Origin of the sequence: Nocardioides allogilvus (assembly GCF_003047285.1) — a bacterium.
GTDB lineage: Bacteria > Actinomycetota > Actinomycetes > Propionibacteriales > Nocardioidaceae > Nocardioides > Nocardioides allogilvus.
Genome location: NZ_PZYX01000005.1, coordinates 91505 through 107786 on the forward strand (window position 1 = coordinate 91505; position 16282 = coordinate 107786).

The 16282-nt window shown below is 70.1% G+C and carries 15 protein-coding genes; 7 read left to right on the plus strand and 8 right to left on the minus strand.

Annotation, left to right across the window (positions count from 1 at the left end; translation table 11 throughout):
• The first annotated feature begins 2 nt into the window (after positions 1 to 2).
• Complete coding sequence (locus C9J87_RS10105) at positions 3 to 875, plus strand: COX15/CtaA family protein (RefSeq protein WP_010833039.1); 873 nt, start codon at positions 3 to 5, stop codon at positions 873 to 875.
• Here C9J87_RS10105 and C9J87_RS10110 read toward each other — a convergent pair.
• Positions 852 to 1841, minus strand: coding sequence for a heme o synthase (locus C9J87_RS10110; protein ID WP_408635538.1), 990 nt, complete (start codon positions 1839 to 1841; stop codon positions 852 to 854). The two genes, C9J87_RS10105 and C9J87_RS10110, sit on opposite strands and share 24 nt — an antisense overlap.
• A 100-nt stretch (positions 1842 to 1941) precedes the next feature.
• On the opposite strand from C9J87_RS10110, the gene tkt reads away from it, so the two are divergent.
• From tkt to pgl, 6 genes are read left to right on the plus strand one after another with little or no spacing between them, the layout of a single operon-like run.
• On the plus strand, positions 1942 to 4050 hold the full coding sequence (gene tkt, locus C9J87_RS10115; RefSeq protein WP_198017023.1) for a transketolase: 2109 nt from the start codon (positions 1942 to 1944) through the stop codon (positions 4048 to 4050).
• A gap of 31 nt (positions 4051 to 4081) precedes the next feature.
• Positions 4082 to 5197: a transaldolase gene (gene tal, locus C9J87_RS10120; RefSeq protein ID WP_010833042.1), complete on the plus strand. Its 1116-nt coding sequence runs from the start codon at positions 4082 to 4084 to the stop codon at positions 5195 to 5197.
• Entirely contained in the window at positions 5194 to 6870 is a 1677-nt protein-coding gene (gene pgi / locus C9J87_RS10125) for a glucose-6-phosphate isomerase (protein WP_107705465.1), read from the plus strand. Before tal ends, pgi begins: the two co-directional genes overlap by 4 nt.
• Positions 6871 to 6887: 17 nt before the next feature.
• Entirely contained in the window at positions 6888 to 8405 is a 1518-nt protein-coding gene (zwf, locus tag C9J87_RS10130; protein WP_010833044.1) for a glucose-6-phosphate dehydrogenase, read from the plus strand.
• Between the two features lies 1 nt (position 8406).
• Positions 8407 to 9333 (plus strand): glucose-6-phosphate dehydrogenase assembly protein OpcA, encoded by a 927-nt coding sequence (locus C9J87_RS10135; RefSeq protein WP_010833045.1) that lies wholly within the window; start codon positions 8407 to 8409, stop codon positions 9331 to 9333.
• A complete protein-coding gene (pgl, locus tag C9J87_RS10140; protein WP_107705466.1) occupies positions 9330 to 10100 on the plus strand; it encodes a 6-phosphogluconolactonase in 771 nt (256 codons plus the stop codon). Before C9J87_RS10135 ends, pgl begins: the two co-directional genes overlap by 4 nt.
• A 323-nt stretch (positions 10101 to 10423) precedes the next feature.
• On the opposite strand, the gene C9J87_RS10145 is transcribed toward pgl, so the two are convergent.
• From C9J87_RS10145 to C9J87_RS10175, 7 genes are all read right to left on the minus strand, one after another.
• Positions 10424 to 10783: an RNA polymerase-binding protein RbpA gene (locus C9J87_RS10145; RefSeq protein ID WP_010833047.1), complete on the minus strand. Its 360-nt coding sequence runs from the start codon at positions 10781 to 10783 to the stop codon at positions 10424 to 10426.
• A gap of 69 nt (positions 10784 to 10852) precedes the next feature.
• Positions 10853 to 11092 carry a preprotein translocase subunit SecG gene (gene secG / locus C9J87_RS10150; protein ID WP_010833048.1) on the minus strand — a complete coding sequence of 80 codons (240 nt, stop codon included), beginning with the start codon at positions 11090 to 11092 and terminating at the stop codon, positions 10853 to 10855.
• Positions 11093 to 11153: 61 nt separating this feature from the next.
• A complete protein-coding gene (tpiA, locus tag C9J87_RS10155; protein ID WP_010833049.1) occupies positions 11154 to 11951 on the minus strand; it encodes a triose-phosphate isomerase in 798 nt (265 codons plus the stop codon).
• Positions 11952 to 11954: 3 nt separating this feature from the next.
• Positions 11955 to 13160 (minus strand): phosphoglycerate kinase, encoded by a 1206-nt coding sequence (locus C9J87_RS10160; RefSeq protein ID WP_010833050.1) that lies wholly within the window; start codon positions 13158 to 13160, stop codon positions 11955 to 11957.
• A 5-nt stretch (positions 13161 to 13165) separates the two neighbouring features.
• Positions 13166 to 14161 (minus strand): type I glyceraldehyde-3-phosphate dehydrogenase, encoded by a 996-nt coding sequence (gene gap / locus C9J87_RS10165; RefSeq protein ID WP_036490711.1) that lies wholly within the window; start codon positions 14159 to 14161, stop codon positions 13166 to 13168.
• Positions 14162 to 14286: 125 nt separating this feature from the next.
• On the minus strand, positions 14287 to 15273 hold the full coding sequence (whiA, locus tag C9J87_RS10170) for a DNA-binding protein WhiA (RefSeq protein ID WP_010833052.1): 987 nt from the start codon (positions 15271 to 15273) through the stop codon (positions 14287 to 14289).
• 22 nt (positions 15274 to 15295) lie between these two features.
• Positions 15296 to 16279: a gluconeogenesis factor YvcK family protein gene (locus tag C9J87_RS10175; protein WP_107705467.1), complete on the minus strand. Its 984-nt coding sequence runs from the start codon at positions 16277 to 16279 to the stop codon at positions 15296 to 15298.
• Positions 16280 to 16282: the final 3 nt, after the last annotated feature.

The window sequence follows — 16282 nt, forward strand, 5'->3', positions numbered from 1 at the left end:
AGATGCCTGCACTGCACCGCTTCGCCTGGCCGCTGGCGATCGCCAACCTCGTGGCCAACATCGGCATCGTCGTCACCGGCGGTGCCGTGCGCCTGACCGACTCCGGGCTCGGCTGCCCGACCTGGCCGCGCTGCACGGAGGAGTCCTACGTGCCCCACGGTGCGCTCGGGATCCACGGCGCCATCGAGTTCGGCAACCGCATGCTGACGTGGGTGCTGGTCGCGGTCGCGATCGCCTCGTTCCTGTCCCTGTGGCGCAGCGACCGGGCGCGCGCGACGCGGCTGGCCGCGATCATCGCCATCGGCGTGCCGGCCCAGGGCATCGTCGGCGGCATCACCGTGCTGACGGACCTCAACCCCTGGATCGTGTCGCTGCACCTGCTGCTGTCGATGGCCATGATCGGTGTCTGCGTGCTGCTGCTCGACGAGCTGCGCGGCCCGGTCCGAGCGGCGAGCCCTCGCCTGCGTCGGCTCGCCTGGCTCGTCTTCGCCACGACCTGGGTGGTGCTCTACCTCGGCACGGTCGTGACGGGCAGCGGCCCGCACTCCGGTGACCTCGAGTCGCGCCGGACGGGCCTGGACCCCCAGGTCATGTCGCACGTGCACGCGGCCGCCGTCTACCTCCTGCTCGCCCTGACCTTCGGGCTGGTCCTGGTCGCCCAGCGCCGGGGCGCGACCCTGGTCCGCAACGCGGTGGGCGCACTGCTCGTGCTCGAGCTGGCCCAGGGCCTGCTCGGCTTCGTGCAGTACTTCACCGACCTGCCCGAGGTCCTCGTCGCCCTGCACATGCTCGGCGCCGCGCTGATCTCCGCGGCCGTCACCTGGGCCGTGCTGTCGACCGGTGCGCGTGCCTCAGCCGAAGAGCAGCGGGTCTAGCGCCACTGCCACGAAGAGCAGCGAGAGATACAGGTTGGACATGTGGAACAACCGCATGGGGTTGATCACGCTGAGCTCGTCGGAGGTCTTCGCGCGCTTCCACATGCGGTGGGCCTCCACCAGGAAGGCCACACCCAGCACCGCGGCCGCGACCGGGTAGAACAGGCTGGTGTCGGCGATCGGCCACAGCAGCAGTGACGTCGCCACCATGACGTAGGCGTAGAGGACGATCTGCCGCCCGACCTCCGGGGCCGGCCTGACGACCGGCAGCATCGGGACGTCGACGTTGGCATAGTCCTCGCGGTAGCGCAGAGCGAGTGCCCAGGTGTGCGGCGGAGTCCAGAAGAACACCACCAGGAACAGGATCACCGGCGTCCACGCCAGCGAGCCGGTCACGGCGGTCCAGCCGATCAGGGCCGGGAAGCAGCCCGCGAGACCACCCCAGACGATGTTCTGGGTGGTGCGGCGCTTGAGGACCATCGTGTAGACGAGGACGTAGAACGCGTTGGCCAGCACCGACAGCCCGGCGCTGAGCGGGTTGACCCACAGCGCCAGCACGACGGTCGAGAGCACCGCCAGCACGGTCGCGAAGACCAGCGCGGAGCGGGCGGTGACGATGTGGCGCGGCAGGGCGCGACGGCGGGTGCGACGCATCTGCTCGTCGATGTCGCGGTCGTAGACGCAGTTGTAGGCCGACGCGGACCCGGCCGACAGCGCGCCGCCCACGACGGTCGCGGCGACGAGCCCGAGCGGCGGGATCCCCCGCGCGGCGAAGAACATCACCGGCACGGTCGTCAGGAGCAGCAGCTCGATGACGCGCGGCTTCGTCAACCCGACATAGGCCGCGACGACGTCCTTGAACGAGGTGCGGTCGTCGGCGCCAGTGGCACCGGGATAGCCCGGGGTCGACTCTTCCGGGTCCCCGGAGGGCACAGCAGCCGAGGCCGGTTGGCCGACGTGGGACAAGGTGAAGACCTCAAGAGAAGGGGGATCAGTGCGGGGTCGAGTCTATCCCGCGACATGAGTAGGCTCGGCAGTGCCCGCTGCCTGACGAACCATAAGGAACATCGTGACCTCCTCGCTGCCCGAGCTGGACTGGACCGAACTCGACGCGAAGGCCGTGGACACGGCTCGTGTGCTGGCCATGGATGCCGTCCAGAAGGTCGGCAACGGCCACCCCGGCACGGCCATGAGCCTGGCGCCCGCGGCCTACCTCCTCTTTCACAAGGTGATGCGCCACAACCCGGCCGACCCGACGTGGCTGGGCCGCGACCGCTTCGTGCTCTCCTGCGGACACACCAGCATCACGCTCTACACCCAGCTCTTCCTCGGCGGCTTCGGCCTCGAGATCGAGGACCTCAAGTCATTGCGCACCTGGGGCTCGAAGACTCCGGGTCACCCCGAGGTCGGCCACACCGCCGGCGTCGAGACGACCACTGGCCCGCTCGGCCAGGGCGTCGCCAACGCGGTCGGTATGGCGATGGCCGCCCGTCGTGAGCGCGGGATGCTCGACGCGGACACCCCTGAGGCCGAGTCGCCCTTCGCCCGCAAGGTCTACGCGATCTGCTCCGACGGTGACATCGAGGAGGGCGTCTCCGGCGAGGCCTCGTCGCTGGCGGGCGTGCAGGAGCTCGGCAACCTCACGGTGATCTACGACCGCAACCGCATCTCGATCGAGGGCCACACCGACATCGCGCTCGGTGAGGACGTCGCCCAGCGCTACGAGGCCTACGGCTGGCACGTCCAGGTCGTCGACTGGACCAACGGCGGCACCGAGTACGTCGAGGACATCGACGCCCTCTATGCCGCGATCAAGGCGGCCGACGAGGTCACCGACCAGCCCAGCATGATCGTGCTCGACACGATCATCGCCTGGCCCGCCCCCAACGCCCAGAACACCGAGGCCGCCCACGGCAGCGCGCTCGGCGACGAGGAGGTCGCGGCCACCAAGGTGGTGCTGGGCTTCGACCCCGAGCAGAAGTTCGAGGTGCCCGAGGACGTGCTGGCCCACACCCGTGCGCTGCGTGAGCGCGGCACCGTGTGGGAGAAGGAGTGGAGCGAGAAGTTCGCTGCCTGGGCCTCCAGCCACGCGGAGGAGGCCGCCCTGCTCGAGCGGCTCCAGGACGGCGCCCTGCCCGAGGGCCTGGCCAAGGCGCTGCCGACGTTCCCGGCCGACGCCAAGGGTGTCGCCACGCGCTCGGCCAGCGGCAAGGTGATCAACGCGATCGCGCCGCTGATGCCCGAGCTGTGGGGCGGCTCGGCCGACCTGGCCGGCTCCAACAACACCACCATCACCGACGCCCCGTCGTTCCTGCCGGAGTCGCGCTCCACGGGCGAGTGGAAGGCCCACCCGCTGGCCGGCCGGGTGCTGCACTTCGGCATCCGCGAGCACGCCATGGGCTCGATCATGAACGGCATCACCCTCGGCGGCCTCACCCGCGTCTTCGGCGGCACGTTCTTGCAGTTCGCCGACTACATGCGCCCCGCCGTGCGCCTGGCGGCGCTGATGCAGATCCCCACCATCTACGTCTGGACGCACGATTCCGTCGGCCTCGGCGAGGACGGCCCGACCCACCAGCCGATCGAGCACCTCGCGGCCCTGCGCGCCATCCCCGGCCTCGACATCGTCCGTCCCGCGGACGGCAACGAGACCGCTGTCGCGTGGCACACCGTCCTCCAGCACACCGACCGCCCGGCCGGCCTGTGCCTCACCCGTCAGAACGTGCCGACCTTCCCGCGCGGCACCGACGGCTATGCCGACGCCTCCGGGGTGGCCAAGGGCGGCTACGTCCTGCTCGACGCCGAGGACGCCCAGCCCGACGTCGTCCTGATCGGCACCGGCTCCGAGGTGCAGCTCGCGATCGGTGCCCGCGACCTGCTGGCCGCCGACGGCATCAAGGCCCGCGTCGTCTCGATGCCGTGCATCGAGTGGTTCAACGAGCAGGAGCAGGCCTACCGCGACACGGTGCTGCCCCCGACCGTCAAGGCCCGGGTCAGTGTCGAGGCCGGCATCGCCCAGGGCTGGCGCGAGCTGGTCGGCGACGCCGGGCGCATCGTCTCCATCGAGCACTACGGCGCCAGCGCCGACTACCAGCGCATCTTCACCGAGTTCGGCGTGACCAGCGAGGCGGTCGCCCAGGCCGCCAAGGACAGCATCGAAGCCGCTGGCAAGTGACGTCCCAACCCACCAGTGAGAGGGAACAACCATGAGTGACCGCTTGAAGGCTCTCGCAGACGCAGGCGTCTCCATCTGGCTCGACGACCTGTCCCGCGAACGCATCGAGTCCGGCACCCTCGCCGAGCTCATCGCCTCCTCCTCGGTCGTCGGGGTGACCACCAACCCGTCGATCTTCGCCGCGGCCCTCAAGGACGGCGAACGCTACGACGCCGAGGTGCGCGACCTCGCCGGCTCCGGTGCCGACGTGGAGACCACCGTCTTCCAGCTGACGACCGGCGACGTACGGGCGGCCTGCGACATCTTCAAGCCGGTCTTCGACGCCTCCCACGGCGTCGACGGGAGGGTGTCCATCGAGGTCTCCCCCACCCTCGCCAACGACACCGACGCCACCACCGCCTCGGCCACGGACCTCTGGAAGGCGGTGGACCGGGACAACCTCCTGGTCAAGATCCCCGCCACTGACGCGGGTGGCCCCGCGATCACCGCCGCCCTGGCCGAGGGCATCAGCGTCAACGTGACGCTGATCTTCGGCCTGGGCCGCTACCGCGAGGTGATGGAGGCCTATCTCGCCGGCCTCGAGCAGGCCCGCGACAACGGTCACGACCTGGCCCGGATCCACTCGGTGGCGTCCTTCTTCGTCTCCCGTGTCGACACCGAGATCGACAAGCGGCTGGAGGCGATCGGCAGCGACGAGGCGCTCGCGCTGCGCGGCAAGGCCGGCGTGGCCAACGCCGTGCTCGCCTACCGCGACTACGAGGAGTTCTTCTCCGGCGACCGCTGGGCTGCCCTGGCTGACGCCGGCGCCAACTCCCAGCGCCCGCTGTGGGCCTCGACCGGGGTGAAGAACCCCGACTACCGCGACACCATGTACGTCACCGACCTGGTGGTGCCCAACACCGTCAACACCATGCCCGAGAAGACGATGCAGGCCTTCGCGGACCACGGCGAGGTGCTCGGCGACCAGGTCAGCACGAGCTACGACGAGGCCGCTGCCACCATGGAGTCCCTCGCCGCCGTGGGCATCGACTACGACGACGTGATCTCCGTGCTGGAGGCCGAGGGCGTCGACAAGTTCGTGACCTCGTGGAACGAGCTCCTCGACACCGTCCGCGGCCAGCTCGAGGCGGCCGGCGGACAGTCGTGACCGACCCGGCCGCGACCGCTCCGGTGGACGCGACTGCCACGGACGCGTGGTCACGGCTCAGCGAGCTGAGCCGTGACCACGCTCCCGACTTGCGGGCGTCCTTCGCGAAGGACCCCGACCGCGCCTCCCGGCTGACGTTCACCGCTGCCGACCTCCACGTCGACCTGTCGAAGAACCTCGTCGACGACGACGTCCTCGACGCGCTGCTCGCACTCGGCGCCGAGGTCGGGCTGACGCAGCGACGCGACGCCATGTTCGCGGGCGCCCACATCAACGTCACCGAGGACCGGGCCGTGCTGCACACCGCCCTGCGGGCCCCGAAGTCCTCGTCGCTGACGGTCGACGGCCAGGACGCGGTGGCCGACGTCCACGCCGTGCTGACGCGGGTCTACGCGTTCGCCGAGCGGGTGCGCTCCGGCGAGTGGACCGGCGTCACCGGGCAGCCGATCCGCACGGTGGTCAACATCGGGATCGGTGGCTCGGACCTGGGTCCCGTCATGGCCTACGAGGCGCTGGCGCCGTACGTCAAGGACGGGCTGGAGTGTCGCTTCATCAGCAACATCGATCCGACCGACGCCGCGTTGACACTGCAGGGTCTCGACCCCGCCAGCACGCTCTTCATCGTCTCCAGCAAGTCCTTCTCGACCCTGGAGACGCTGACCAACGCGCGGCTGTGCAGGGCCTGGCTGCTCGACGCCCTGCCGGATGCCGATCCGGTCGACGCCGTCGCCCAGCACTTCGTGGCGGTCTCCACGGCGCTCGACAAGGTCGCCGACTTCGGCATCGATCCCGACAACGCCTTCGGGTTCTGGGACTGGGTCGGTGGCCGCTACTCGCTCGACTCCGCGATCGGCACCTCCCTGGTGATCGCGCTCGGACCGGAACGGTTCGCGGAGTTCCTGGCGGGCTTCCACGCGATGGACGAGCACTTCCGCACGACCGAGCTGTCGAGCAACGTGCCGGCCCTGATGGGGCTGATCAACATCTGGCACCACAACTTCCTCGGTGCCGCGACGCACGCCGTGCTCCCCTACTCCCAGCTGCTGCACCGGTTCCCGGCCTATCTCCAGCAGCTCACCATGGAGTCCAACGGCAAGAGCGTCCGCTGGGACGGCTCGCCGGTCAGCACTCAGACGGGCGAGGTCTTCTGGGGCGAGCCCGGCACCAACGGGCAGCACGCGTTCTACCAGCTGATCCACCAGGGCACCCAGCTCGTCCCGGCCGACTTCATCGCGTTCGCCAACCCCGCCCATCCCCTCACCGACGCCGTGGACGGGCGCAGCGTGGACGTCCACGAGCTGTTGCTGGCCAACTTCTTCGCCCAGACCAAGGCGCTGGCCTTCGGCAAGACCGCCGACGAGGTGCGCGCCGAGGGGACCGAGGAGGACGTCGTGGCCGCGCGCGTCTTCCCCGGCAACCGGCCGACGACCTCGATCATGGCGCCGGCGCTGACACCGGGCGTGCTCGGCCAGCTGATCGCCCTCTACGAGCACCTCACCTTCGTCCAAGGGGTCGTGTGGGGCATCGACAGCTTCGACCAGTGGGGCGTCGAGCTGGGCAAGCAGCTGGCGCAGGAGCTCGCTCCCGCGGTCGGTGGGGACGTCGCCGTACTCGATGAACAGGACGCCTCGACGAAGGCGCTCATCACCTACTACCGGGAGCGACGCCTGTGAGCACGACCCGTCCGGCCATGGCCAACCCGCTGCGCGACCCCCAGGACCGCCGGCTGCCGCGCATCGCGGGGCCGTGCGGTCTCGTGCTCTTCGGGGTCACCGGTGACTTGTCGCGCAAGAAGGTGATGCCCGCGATCTACGACCTGGCCAACCGCGGCCTGCTGCCGCCGGGGTTCAGCCTCGTCGGGTTCGCGCGGCGTGACTGGGCCGACCAGGACTTCGCGCAGATCGTCCACGACGCCGTGAAGGAGCACGCCCGCACCCCGTTCCGCGAGGAGGTGTGGCGCCAGCTCTCCGAGGGATTCCGGTTCGTGCCCGGCGACTTCGACGACGACGTCGCCTTCGACCACCTGCGGCGCACCGTCGAGGAGCTCGACCAGCTGCGCGGCACCGGCGGCAACATGGCGTTCTACCTCGCAATCCCGCCCGCCTTCTTCGGCACCGTGGTCGGGCAGCTGAAGGAGCACGGCCTCGCCGACGGCACCCCCGAGCAGTGGCGGCGCGTCGTGGTGGAGAAGCCCTTCGGCCACGACCTGACGTCCGCGCGCGAGCTCAACGACGTGCTGGCCGGGGTCTTCGAGCCCGACGAGATCTTCCGGATCGACCACTACCTCGGCAAGGAGACGGTCCAGAACATCCTGGCGATGCGCTTCGCCAACAACATGTTCGAGCCGATCTGGAACTCCCACTACGTCGACCACGTGCAGATCACCATGGCCGAGGACATCGGCATCGGCGGCCGGGCCGGCTACTACGACGGCATCGGCGCCGCCCGCGACGTGATCCAGAACCACCTCCTCCAGCTGATGGCGCTGGTCGCCATGGAGGAGCCGATCGCCTTCGACGCCGAGAGCCTGCGGATCGAGAAGCAGAAGGTGCTCGCGTCCGCCGTGCTCCCCCGACGACTCGACACCACCACCGCGCGCGGGCAGTACACCACCGGCTGGCAGGGCGGCGAGAAGGTGATCGGCTTCCTCGAGGAGGACGGGATCAAGAAGACCTCCGCGACCGAGACCTTCGCCGCCATCACGGTCAACATCGAGACGCGACGTTGGGCCGACGTGCCGTTCTACCTGCGGACCGGGAAGCGGCTCGGCCGGCGGGTCACCGAGGTGGCCGTCGTGTTCAAGCGCGCGCCACACCTGCCGTTCAACTCCACCGCCACCGAGGAGCTCACGCAGAACGCGCTGGTGATCCGGGTCCAGCCCGACGAGGGCCTGACCATGCGGTTCGGCTCCAAGGTGCCGGGCACCGCGATGGAGATCCGCGACGTGAACATGGACTTCGCGTACGGCGGTTCCTTCACCGAGGCCAGCGCAGAAGCCTACGAGCGGCTGATCCTCGACGTGCTCCTCGGCGACCCGCCACTGTTCCCGCAGCACGAGGAGGTCGAGCTCTCGTGGAAGCTGCTCGACCCGGTGATCAACCACTGGGCCCGCAAGGGCACCCCCGAGCCCTACGACTCGGGCACCTGGGGACCGGCGTCCGCCGACGCCATGCTCGCCCGCACCGGACGCGTCTGGAGGAGGCCCTGAGATGATCGAGCTCACCGACACCACCTCGTCGAAGATCGCCGCGGAGTTCGTGCGCTCACGCACCCGCTCCGGCAGCCCCGCCATGGGCATGGTGATGACGCTGATCATCGTCACCCCCGACGAGGACGCCGTCGAGGCGATGAAGGCCGCCCAGCGTGCGTCGCGCGAGCACCCCTCGCGGGTGCTGGCCGTCATCCTCGGCGACGCCCGCGGCGCCGCCCAGGTCAACGCGCAGGTCGGCAGCGGTGACGGCTGGGGCGGCGAGACGGCACTGATCCGGCTCAAGGGCGAGGTGGTCAAGCACGCCGAGTCGGTGGTGCTGCCGCTGCTGCTCCCCGACTCCCCCGTCGCCATCTGGTGGCCGACCTCGCCTCCCGCCGATCCGGCCAACGACCCGCTCGGGGCGCTCGCGAAGCGCCGGATCACCGACTCCGCAGGCGTCGTGCGTGGCAAGTCCACGGCGATGCTGGCGCAGTGCCGGGCCTACGCCCCGGGCAACACCGACCTGTCCTGGACCAGGCTCACGCCGTGGCGTGCGCTGCTGGCGGCCGCCCTCGACCAGCACCCGCTCAAGGTCGTCGGCGCCTCCGTCACCGCCGAGCGCATCAGCCCCAGCGCCGACCTGCTCGTCGCGTGGCTGGCCGACCGGCTCAAGGTCGACGTCCGGCGCCACACCTCCGACGGCCCGGGCATCACCGAGGTCACCATGGACACCCGGGAGGGCCCCATCACGATCTCGCGGGGCGACGGCCGGCTCGCGACGTTCTCCTCGCCCAACCGTCCCGACCGACCGGTCGCGCTCAAGCGCCGCGAGGTGCCGGCCCTGCTGGCCGAGGAGCTGCGGCGCCTCGACGAGGACGACATCTACGCGCGTACGGCGCACCGGCTGGTCGCCCTGCACCAGCCCACTGCCAAGGACCCCTCGTGACGTCTGACCGCCCGGCCGCCGAGGTCGTCGTCCACGAGGACGCGTCCACCCTCGCGGGGGACGTCGCCTCCCGACTGCTGTCGCGGCTGGAGGAGGAGCAGGCCCGTGGTGAGGTGCCGCAGATCGGACTGACCGGCGGAACCATCGCCGACGCCATCCACATTGAGGTCGCCCGCCGCGCGCCCGACTCTTCGGTCGACTGGTCGAAGGTCGTCTTCTGGTGGGGTGACGAGCGGTTCGTGCCGTCGACGTCGGAGGATCGCAACGCCCGCCAGGCGCGCACCGCCCTGCTCGACCAGCTCCTGCGCGCCGACCCACCGCTGGACCCGGCCAACGTCCACGAGGTCCCTGCAGCCGACGAGGTCGAGGCGGTCGAGGACGCGGCAGCCGCCTACTCGACGGCGCTGCGCACCCACGGCGGTGACAGCTTGTCGGTGCTGATGCTCGGCGTCGGACCGGACGGCCACATTGCCTCTCTCTTCCCCCGTCACCCCGCTCTCGACACCAGCGACGGGATCGCGGTGGCGGTGCACGATTCGCCGAAGCCACCGCCGCTGCGCGTGAGCCTCACCTTCGATGCCCTGGCTCGCGCCACCTCGGTGTGGTTCCTGGTCAGTGGCGCGGAGAAGGCCGCAGCTGTCGCGGCCGCGGTCATGGAGCCCGAGATCGCCGGCGGCGATCGCCGTGAGATCCCCGCTCGCGGCGTGCTCGGGACCTCCGAGACCCTTTGGCTCCTCGACGCAGCGGCGGCGAGCGAGCTCTCCTGAGCTCTCGTCCTGGCCCGATGGAGGGCCAGTGGCCCACCTCGCCAGCCTGCCTGCCCGCAGGCAGGCAGGACCTCCGCCGTGGCCTGTGGACAGCGCGACGCACTCAGCGGCTGATCCTGCTTCGCTGGCGGCATGGCACAGCTCTCGCACGACCGTCTCGAGCCCATGTTTCGTGACCGCAGCCTCAACAGGGCAGAGATCGCGACCGACCTGGCCATCCCGCTCCTCGCGGAGCATGGCTGGTCCGGTGACCTCAGCCCTCGGGCAGGGAGCCGGCTGCGCGGTGGACGGTCGAGCGGTGGAGCAGACTGACAATTGATCCGTCAGAAGATGATGTCGCCAGACTTGCGACGCGAGCGCAGGAGCTGGATCGCCTCGTCGAGGATGTCGGCCGCCTCGGTCTCGGAGCGGCGCTCCTTCACGTAGGCGAGGTGCGTCTTGTAGGGCTCGATCTTCGGCGCCGGCGGCGGGTTGTCGGAGTCCATGCTGGCGGGGAGCCCGCACTTGGGGCAGTCCCACGACTCGGGCGCGGTGGCCTCGACGGCGAACGTCACCACGGAGCGGTGCTCGTGCGAGCAGAAGTAGGTGACGGCCTGACGCGGGGCGGCTTCGCCTCGCTCTGCCTCGCCCATCGGACCAGCGCCGACCCGGCTGCCCCGGATCGCGTTTCCTCCACCAGCCACGTGTGTCTCTTTCTCTCAGGTCCCCGTCGGCGAATCACGTACTACGAACGAACATGTGACCCAGTCGAGTCAGGAGCCGGCGTAGGCCTTCAGCAGTCCGAGCGCGATGACGCACGCGGCCCAGATGACTCCCATACCGATGGTGAAGCGGTCGAGGTTGCGTTCGGCAACCGACGACCCACCCAAGGAGCTGGAGACGCCGCCCCCGAACATGTCGGAGAGGCCACCTCCGCGCCCCTTGTGAAGGAGGACGAGCAGGATCATGACAGAGCTCGTCGCAACGAGAAGGATGGTGAAGAGCAGTTCCACGAGCCGAAGCCTACGTCACGCCTGCACGGTCACTGGACCGGCCCGCCGAAGTGGCGCAGGTTCACAGGGTCGGAAGGTCGTAGAAGCGGCAGATCCCGCCGAACTCGTCGACCTGGAGGCTCGCTCCACCGACCAGGGCGCCGTCGACATCGGCCTTCTCCATGATCCCGGCGACGTTGGACGCCTTCACCGAACCGCCGTACAGGACCCGAACGCCGTCAGCCGCCGCGTCACCGTGGACCTCGCGGATGCGCTCGCGGATCGCGCCGCAGACCTCCTGCGCGTCGTCGGGGGTGGCGACCTCGCCGGTGCCGATGGCCCAGACGGGCTCGTAGGCGACCACGAGACCGGCGACCTGCTCGGCCGAGAAGCCGGCCAGCGAGCCGTCGACCTGCGCGAGCGTGTGGGCGACCTGGTTGCCCGCCTGGCGGACGTCGAGGCCCTCACCGACACACACGATCGGGGTCATGCCCGCAGCGAGCGCCTTGTGCGCCTTCGCGTTGACGACCTCGTCGGTCTCGGCGTGGTACTCGCGGCGCTCGGAGTGGCCCACGACGACGTAGGAGCAGCCCAGCTTGGCCAGCATCGACGCCGACACCTCGCCGGTGTAGGCACCGCTGTCCTGCGCCGAGACGTCCTGTGCGGCGTACTTGATCGAGAGCCGGTCACCGTCGACGAGCGTCTGCACGGAGCGCAGGTCGGTGAACGGCGGGACGACGACGACCTCGACCTTGCCGTAGTCGTGCCGCTTGTCCGAGAGCGTCCACGCGAGCTTCTGGACCAGCACCACCGCTTCCTGGTGGTTGAGGTTCATCTTCCAGTTGCCAGCCATCAGCGGGGTGCGGGCGTTGCCAGTCATGGGTCAGTGCCTTTCAAGGACAGCGATGCCGGGCAGTTCCTTGCCCTCGAGGTATTCCAGTGAAGCGCCACCGCCGGTGGAGATGTGGCCGAACGCGGCCTCGTCGAAACCGAGCTGACGCACGGCAGCGGCCGAGTCGCCACCGCCGACGACCGAGAGGCCGTCGATCGTGGTGAGCGCACCTGCGACGGCGCGGGTGCCGCCGGCGAAGGCGTCCACCTCGAACACGCCCATCGGGCCGTTCCAGAACACGGTCTTCGCGTCACCCAGCGCCGCGGCGAAGGCCGCCGCGGACTCCGGGCCGATGTCGAGGCCGAGGGCGTCCGCCGGGATGGCGTCGGCCGCGACGACGCGGGCCGAGGCCTCGTCGCCGAAGCTGTCCGCGACCACGATGTCGGTCGGCAGCACGATCTCGACGCCGCGCTCGGCGGCCTCGGTGAGGTAGCGCCGGCAGATGTCGAGCTGGTCGTCCTCGAGGAGGCTCTTGCCCACCTCGTGGCCCTGGGCCTTGAGGAACGTGAAGACCATGCCGCCACCGATCAGCAGCTTGTCGGCCTTCTCGAGCAGGTTGTCGATCACACCGAGCTTGTCGGAGACCTTCGAGCCGCCGAGGACGACGACATAGGGCCGGGCCGGGTCGATCGTGAGCCGACGCAGCACGTCGATCTCCGTGGCGACCAGGCCGCCCATGGCCGACGGCAGCCGCAGGGCGACGTCGTAGACGCTGGCCTGCTTGCGGTGCACGACGCCGAACCCGTCGGAGACGAACGCGTCGGCGAGCTGGGCGAGCTGGCCGGCGAACGACGCGCGCACGTCGTCGTCCTTGCTCGTCTCGCCCTCGTTGAAGCGCACGTTCTCGAGTACGGCGACGTCCCCGTCGGCGAGGGCAGCGACCGTCTCGGAGGCGCTCTCCCCGACGGTGTCCGTCGCGAACGCGACCTCGCGACCCAGCAGCTCGCCCAAGCGGGCGGCCACGGGGGCCAGCGAGAACGCCGGGTCCGGCGCGCCGTCGGGACGACCCAGGTGGGCCGTCACGACGACGCGGGCACCCGCATCGCTGAGCTGCTTGATCGTCGGCACGCTGGCGCGGATCCGACCGTCGTCGGTGATGGCTGTCGTGCCGTCGACCTGTTCCAGGGGCACGTTCAGGTCCGAGCGGACCAGGACGCGCTTGCCGGTGAGGTCACCCAGCGATGCGATGTCTGACATCGAGGTCAGAGGGTCTCGCCGACCAGGCCGATGAGGTCGACCAGGCGGTTGGAGTAGCCCCACTCGTTGTCGTACCAGCCGACGACCTTGACCTGGTTGCCGATGACCTTGGTCAGCGGCGCGTCGAAGATGCACGACGCCGGGTCGGTGACGATGTCGGAGGAGACGATCGGGTCGGTGGAGTACTTGAGGAAGCGGCCGTCGGCAGCCTTCTCGATGATCGCGTTGACCTCCTCGACCGTGGTCTCGCGACCGGCCTCGAACGTGAGGTCCGTGGCCGAGCCGGTCGGCACCGGGACGCGGATGGCGTAGCCGTCGAGCTTGCCCTTGAGCTCGGGCAGCACCAGGCCGATGGCCTTGGCGGCACCGGTCGAGGTGGGGACCAGGTTGATCGCGGCCGCGCGGGCACGGCGCAGGTCCGAGTGGATGTTGTCCTGGAGGTTCTGGTCGGCGGTGTAGGCGTGGATGGTCGTCATCAGGCCCTTGACGATGCCGAGGTCGTCGTTGAGCGCCTTGGCCATCGGACCGAGGCAGTTGGTCGTGCACGACGCGTTGGAGATCACGTGGTGGACGGCGCCGTCGTAGTCGGTGTGGTTGACACCCATCACGATCGTGATGTCCTCGTTGGAGGCGGGCGCGGAGATGATGACCTTCTTGGCGCCGGCGTCGATGTGCGCCTTGGCCTTGGTGGCGTCGGTGAAGAAGCCGGTCGACTCGACGACGACGTCCACGTCGAGGTCGCCCCACTTGAGGTTGGCCGGGTCACGCTCGGCGAACGCGGCGATGGTCTGGTCGCCGACCTTGATCGAGGTCGCGTCGCTCGACACGTCGGCGTCGAGGCGCCCGAGGATCGAGTCGTACTTGAGGAGGTGCGCGAGGACCGCGTTGTCGGTCAGGTCGTTGACGCCGACGATCTCGATGTCGGCTCCCGAGGCACGGACGGCCCGGAAGAAGTTGCGGCCGATCCGGCCGAATCCGTTGATACCTACGCGCACAGTCACTGAGGACTCCTTCAGTCGAAGAGTGTGAGTGGGACACCCGATCGGGTGTCCGACGACCCAGCGACCCTATCGCGGCGCGGACATGCCCCTGCGCTCGCGTTCGGGGTACGTGCAGGTAACCGTGCTCACACCTCGTCGGCGAGCATCTCCGGCGTCAGGGAGGACTCGGTGTCGGGAATGCCGAGCTCCTCGGCCCGCTTGTCCGCCATCGCGAGCAGCCGGCGGATGCGACCAGCGATCGCGTCCTTGGTCAGGACGGGCTCGTGCAGCTGGCCGAGCTCCTCGAGGGAGGCGTTCTTGTGCTCCAGGCGCAGGTAGCCGGCGAGCTTGAGGTGGTCGGGGACCTCCTCGGCGAGGATCTCCAGGGCCCGCTCGACGCGGGCGCCGGCGGCGACCGCCGCACGAGCCGAGCGCCGGAGGTTGGCGTCGTCGAAGTTGGCGAGGCGGTTGGCGGTGGCACGCACCTCGCGGCGCATGCGCCGCTCCTCCCAGGCCATCAGGGACTCGTGGGCACCGAGGCGGGTCAGGAGGGCGCCGATGGCGTCGCCGTCGCGGATGACGACCCGGTCGACACCACGCACCTCGCGAGCCTTGGCGGAGATGCCGAGCCGGCGGGCGACGCCGACGATCGCGAGGGCGGCTTCCGGGCCGGGGCAGGTGATCTCGAGCGAGGACGAGCGGCCGGGCTCGGTCAGCGAGCCGTGGGCGAGGAACGCCCCGCGCCACGCGGCGACGGCGTCACAGCCGCCACCGGAGACGACGGCGGGGGGGAGACCCCGGACGGGCCGGCCGCGGCCGTCGAGCAGGCCGGTCTGGCGGGCCAGCGCCTCGCCGTCCTTGATGACGCGGACGATGTAGCGGCTGCCCTTGCGGATGCCCTGTCCCTGCACGACCACGACGTCGGACTGGTGGCCGTAGACCTCGGCGATGTCCTTGCGGAGTCGGCGCGCACCGGCACCGGTGTCGAGCTCGGCTTCCACCACGATCCGCCCGCTGACGATGTGGAGGCCGCCGGCGAAGCGCAGCATGGAGGCCACTTCGGCCTTCCGACAGCAAGTTTTCGTGATCTGGGTGTTGGCCAGCTCTGCCTTCACCTGTGCCGTCATCGCCATGGGTCAGATCCTGCCACGAGCGTCAATCACCCGGGACCACGATGCCGTTCATGATGCGCTCGAACGCGACCGCCAGCTTGTCGTCGTCGTGCCGGTCGGTGGTGCCGTCGGCCGCGAGGTCGGCGATGACCAGGCTGGCACCGGAGGACGAGACCAGCCGGTCGAGCTCCTCCGGGTGCCCGACGCTGCGCACGTCGGCGAGCACGGTGTGGATCTTGAGGTCGGGCGCGTGCTCGAACAGTGCGGCGAGGTGGTCCTCCGGGAGGTAGCCCGGTGTCTCCCCCTCCTGGGGCTCGAGGTTGAGCACGACGATCAGCCCACCGGCCGTGTCGATGAGGGCCTGGCGCAGCGAAGGCACCATCAGGTGCGGGATCACCGAGGTGAACCACGATCCGGGCCCGAGCACGACCCAGTCGGCGCCCAGGACGGCCTCGACCGCCTCGGCACACGCCTGCGGATCAGGCGGGTCCAGCGCCACGGAGACGATCTGGCCCTGCGTCGTGGCGACCTCCACCTGGCCGCGCACCTGGGTGGTGCGATCCGCATCGGCGGGGTCCAGCCCGCGCACCTGGGCGGTCATGTCGATCGGGGTCACCGCCATCGGCAGCACCCGCCCCCGTGCCCCGAGGAGCTTGCCCACCCAGTCGAGCGCCCGGACGGGATCGCCCATCAGCTCCCAGAGCCCGACGATGAGCAGGTTGCCGATGACGTGGCCGCGCATCTCGCCCTCGCCGGCGAAGCGGTGCTGGACGACGTCGGCCCACGTGCGGCCCCACTCGTCGTCGCCGCACAGGGCGGCGAGCGCCATCCGTAGGTCGCCGGGAGGCAGCACACCGAACTCGCCGCGGAGCCGACCGGACGAGCCGCCGTTGTCGGCCACCGTCACGACGGCGGTGAGCTCGTCCAGGGTCAGCTCGGCGACGAGGTGGCGCAGCGCGCTCAGACTGGCGAAGAGCCCGTGACCGCCCCCCAGGGCGACCGCGGACTGCGCGGTGGATCGAGCCATCGA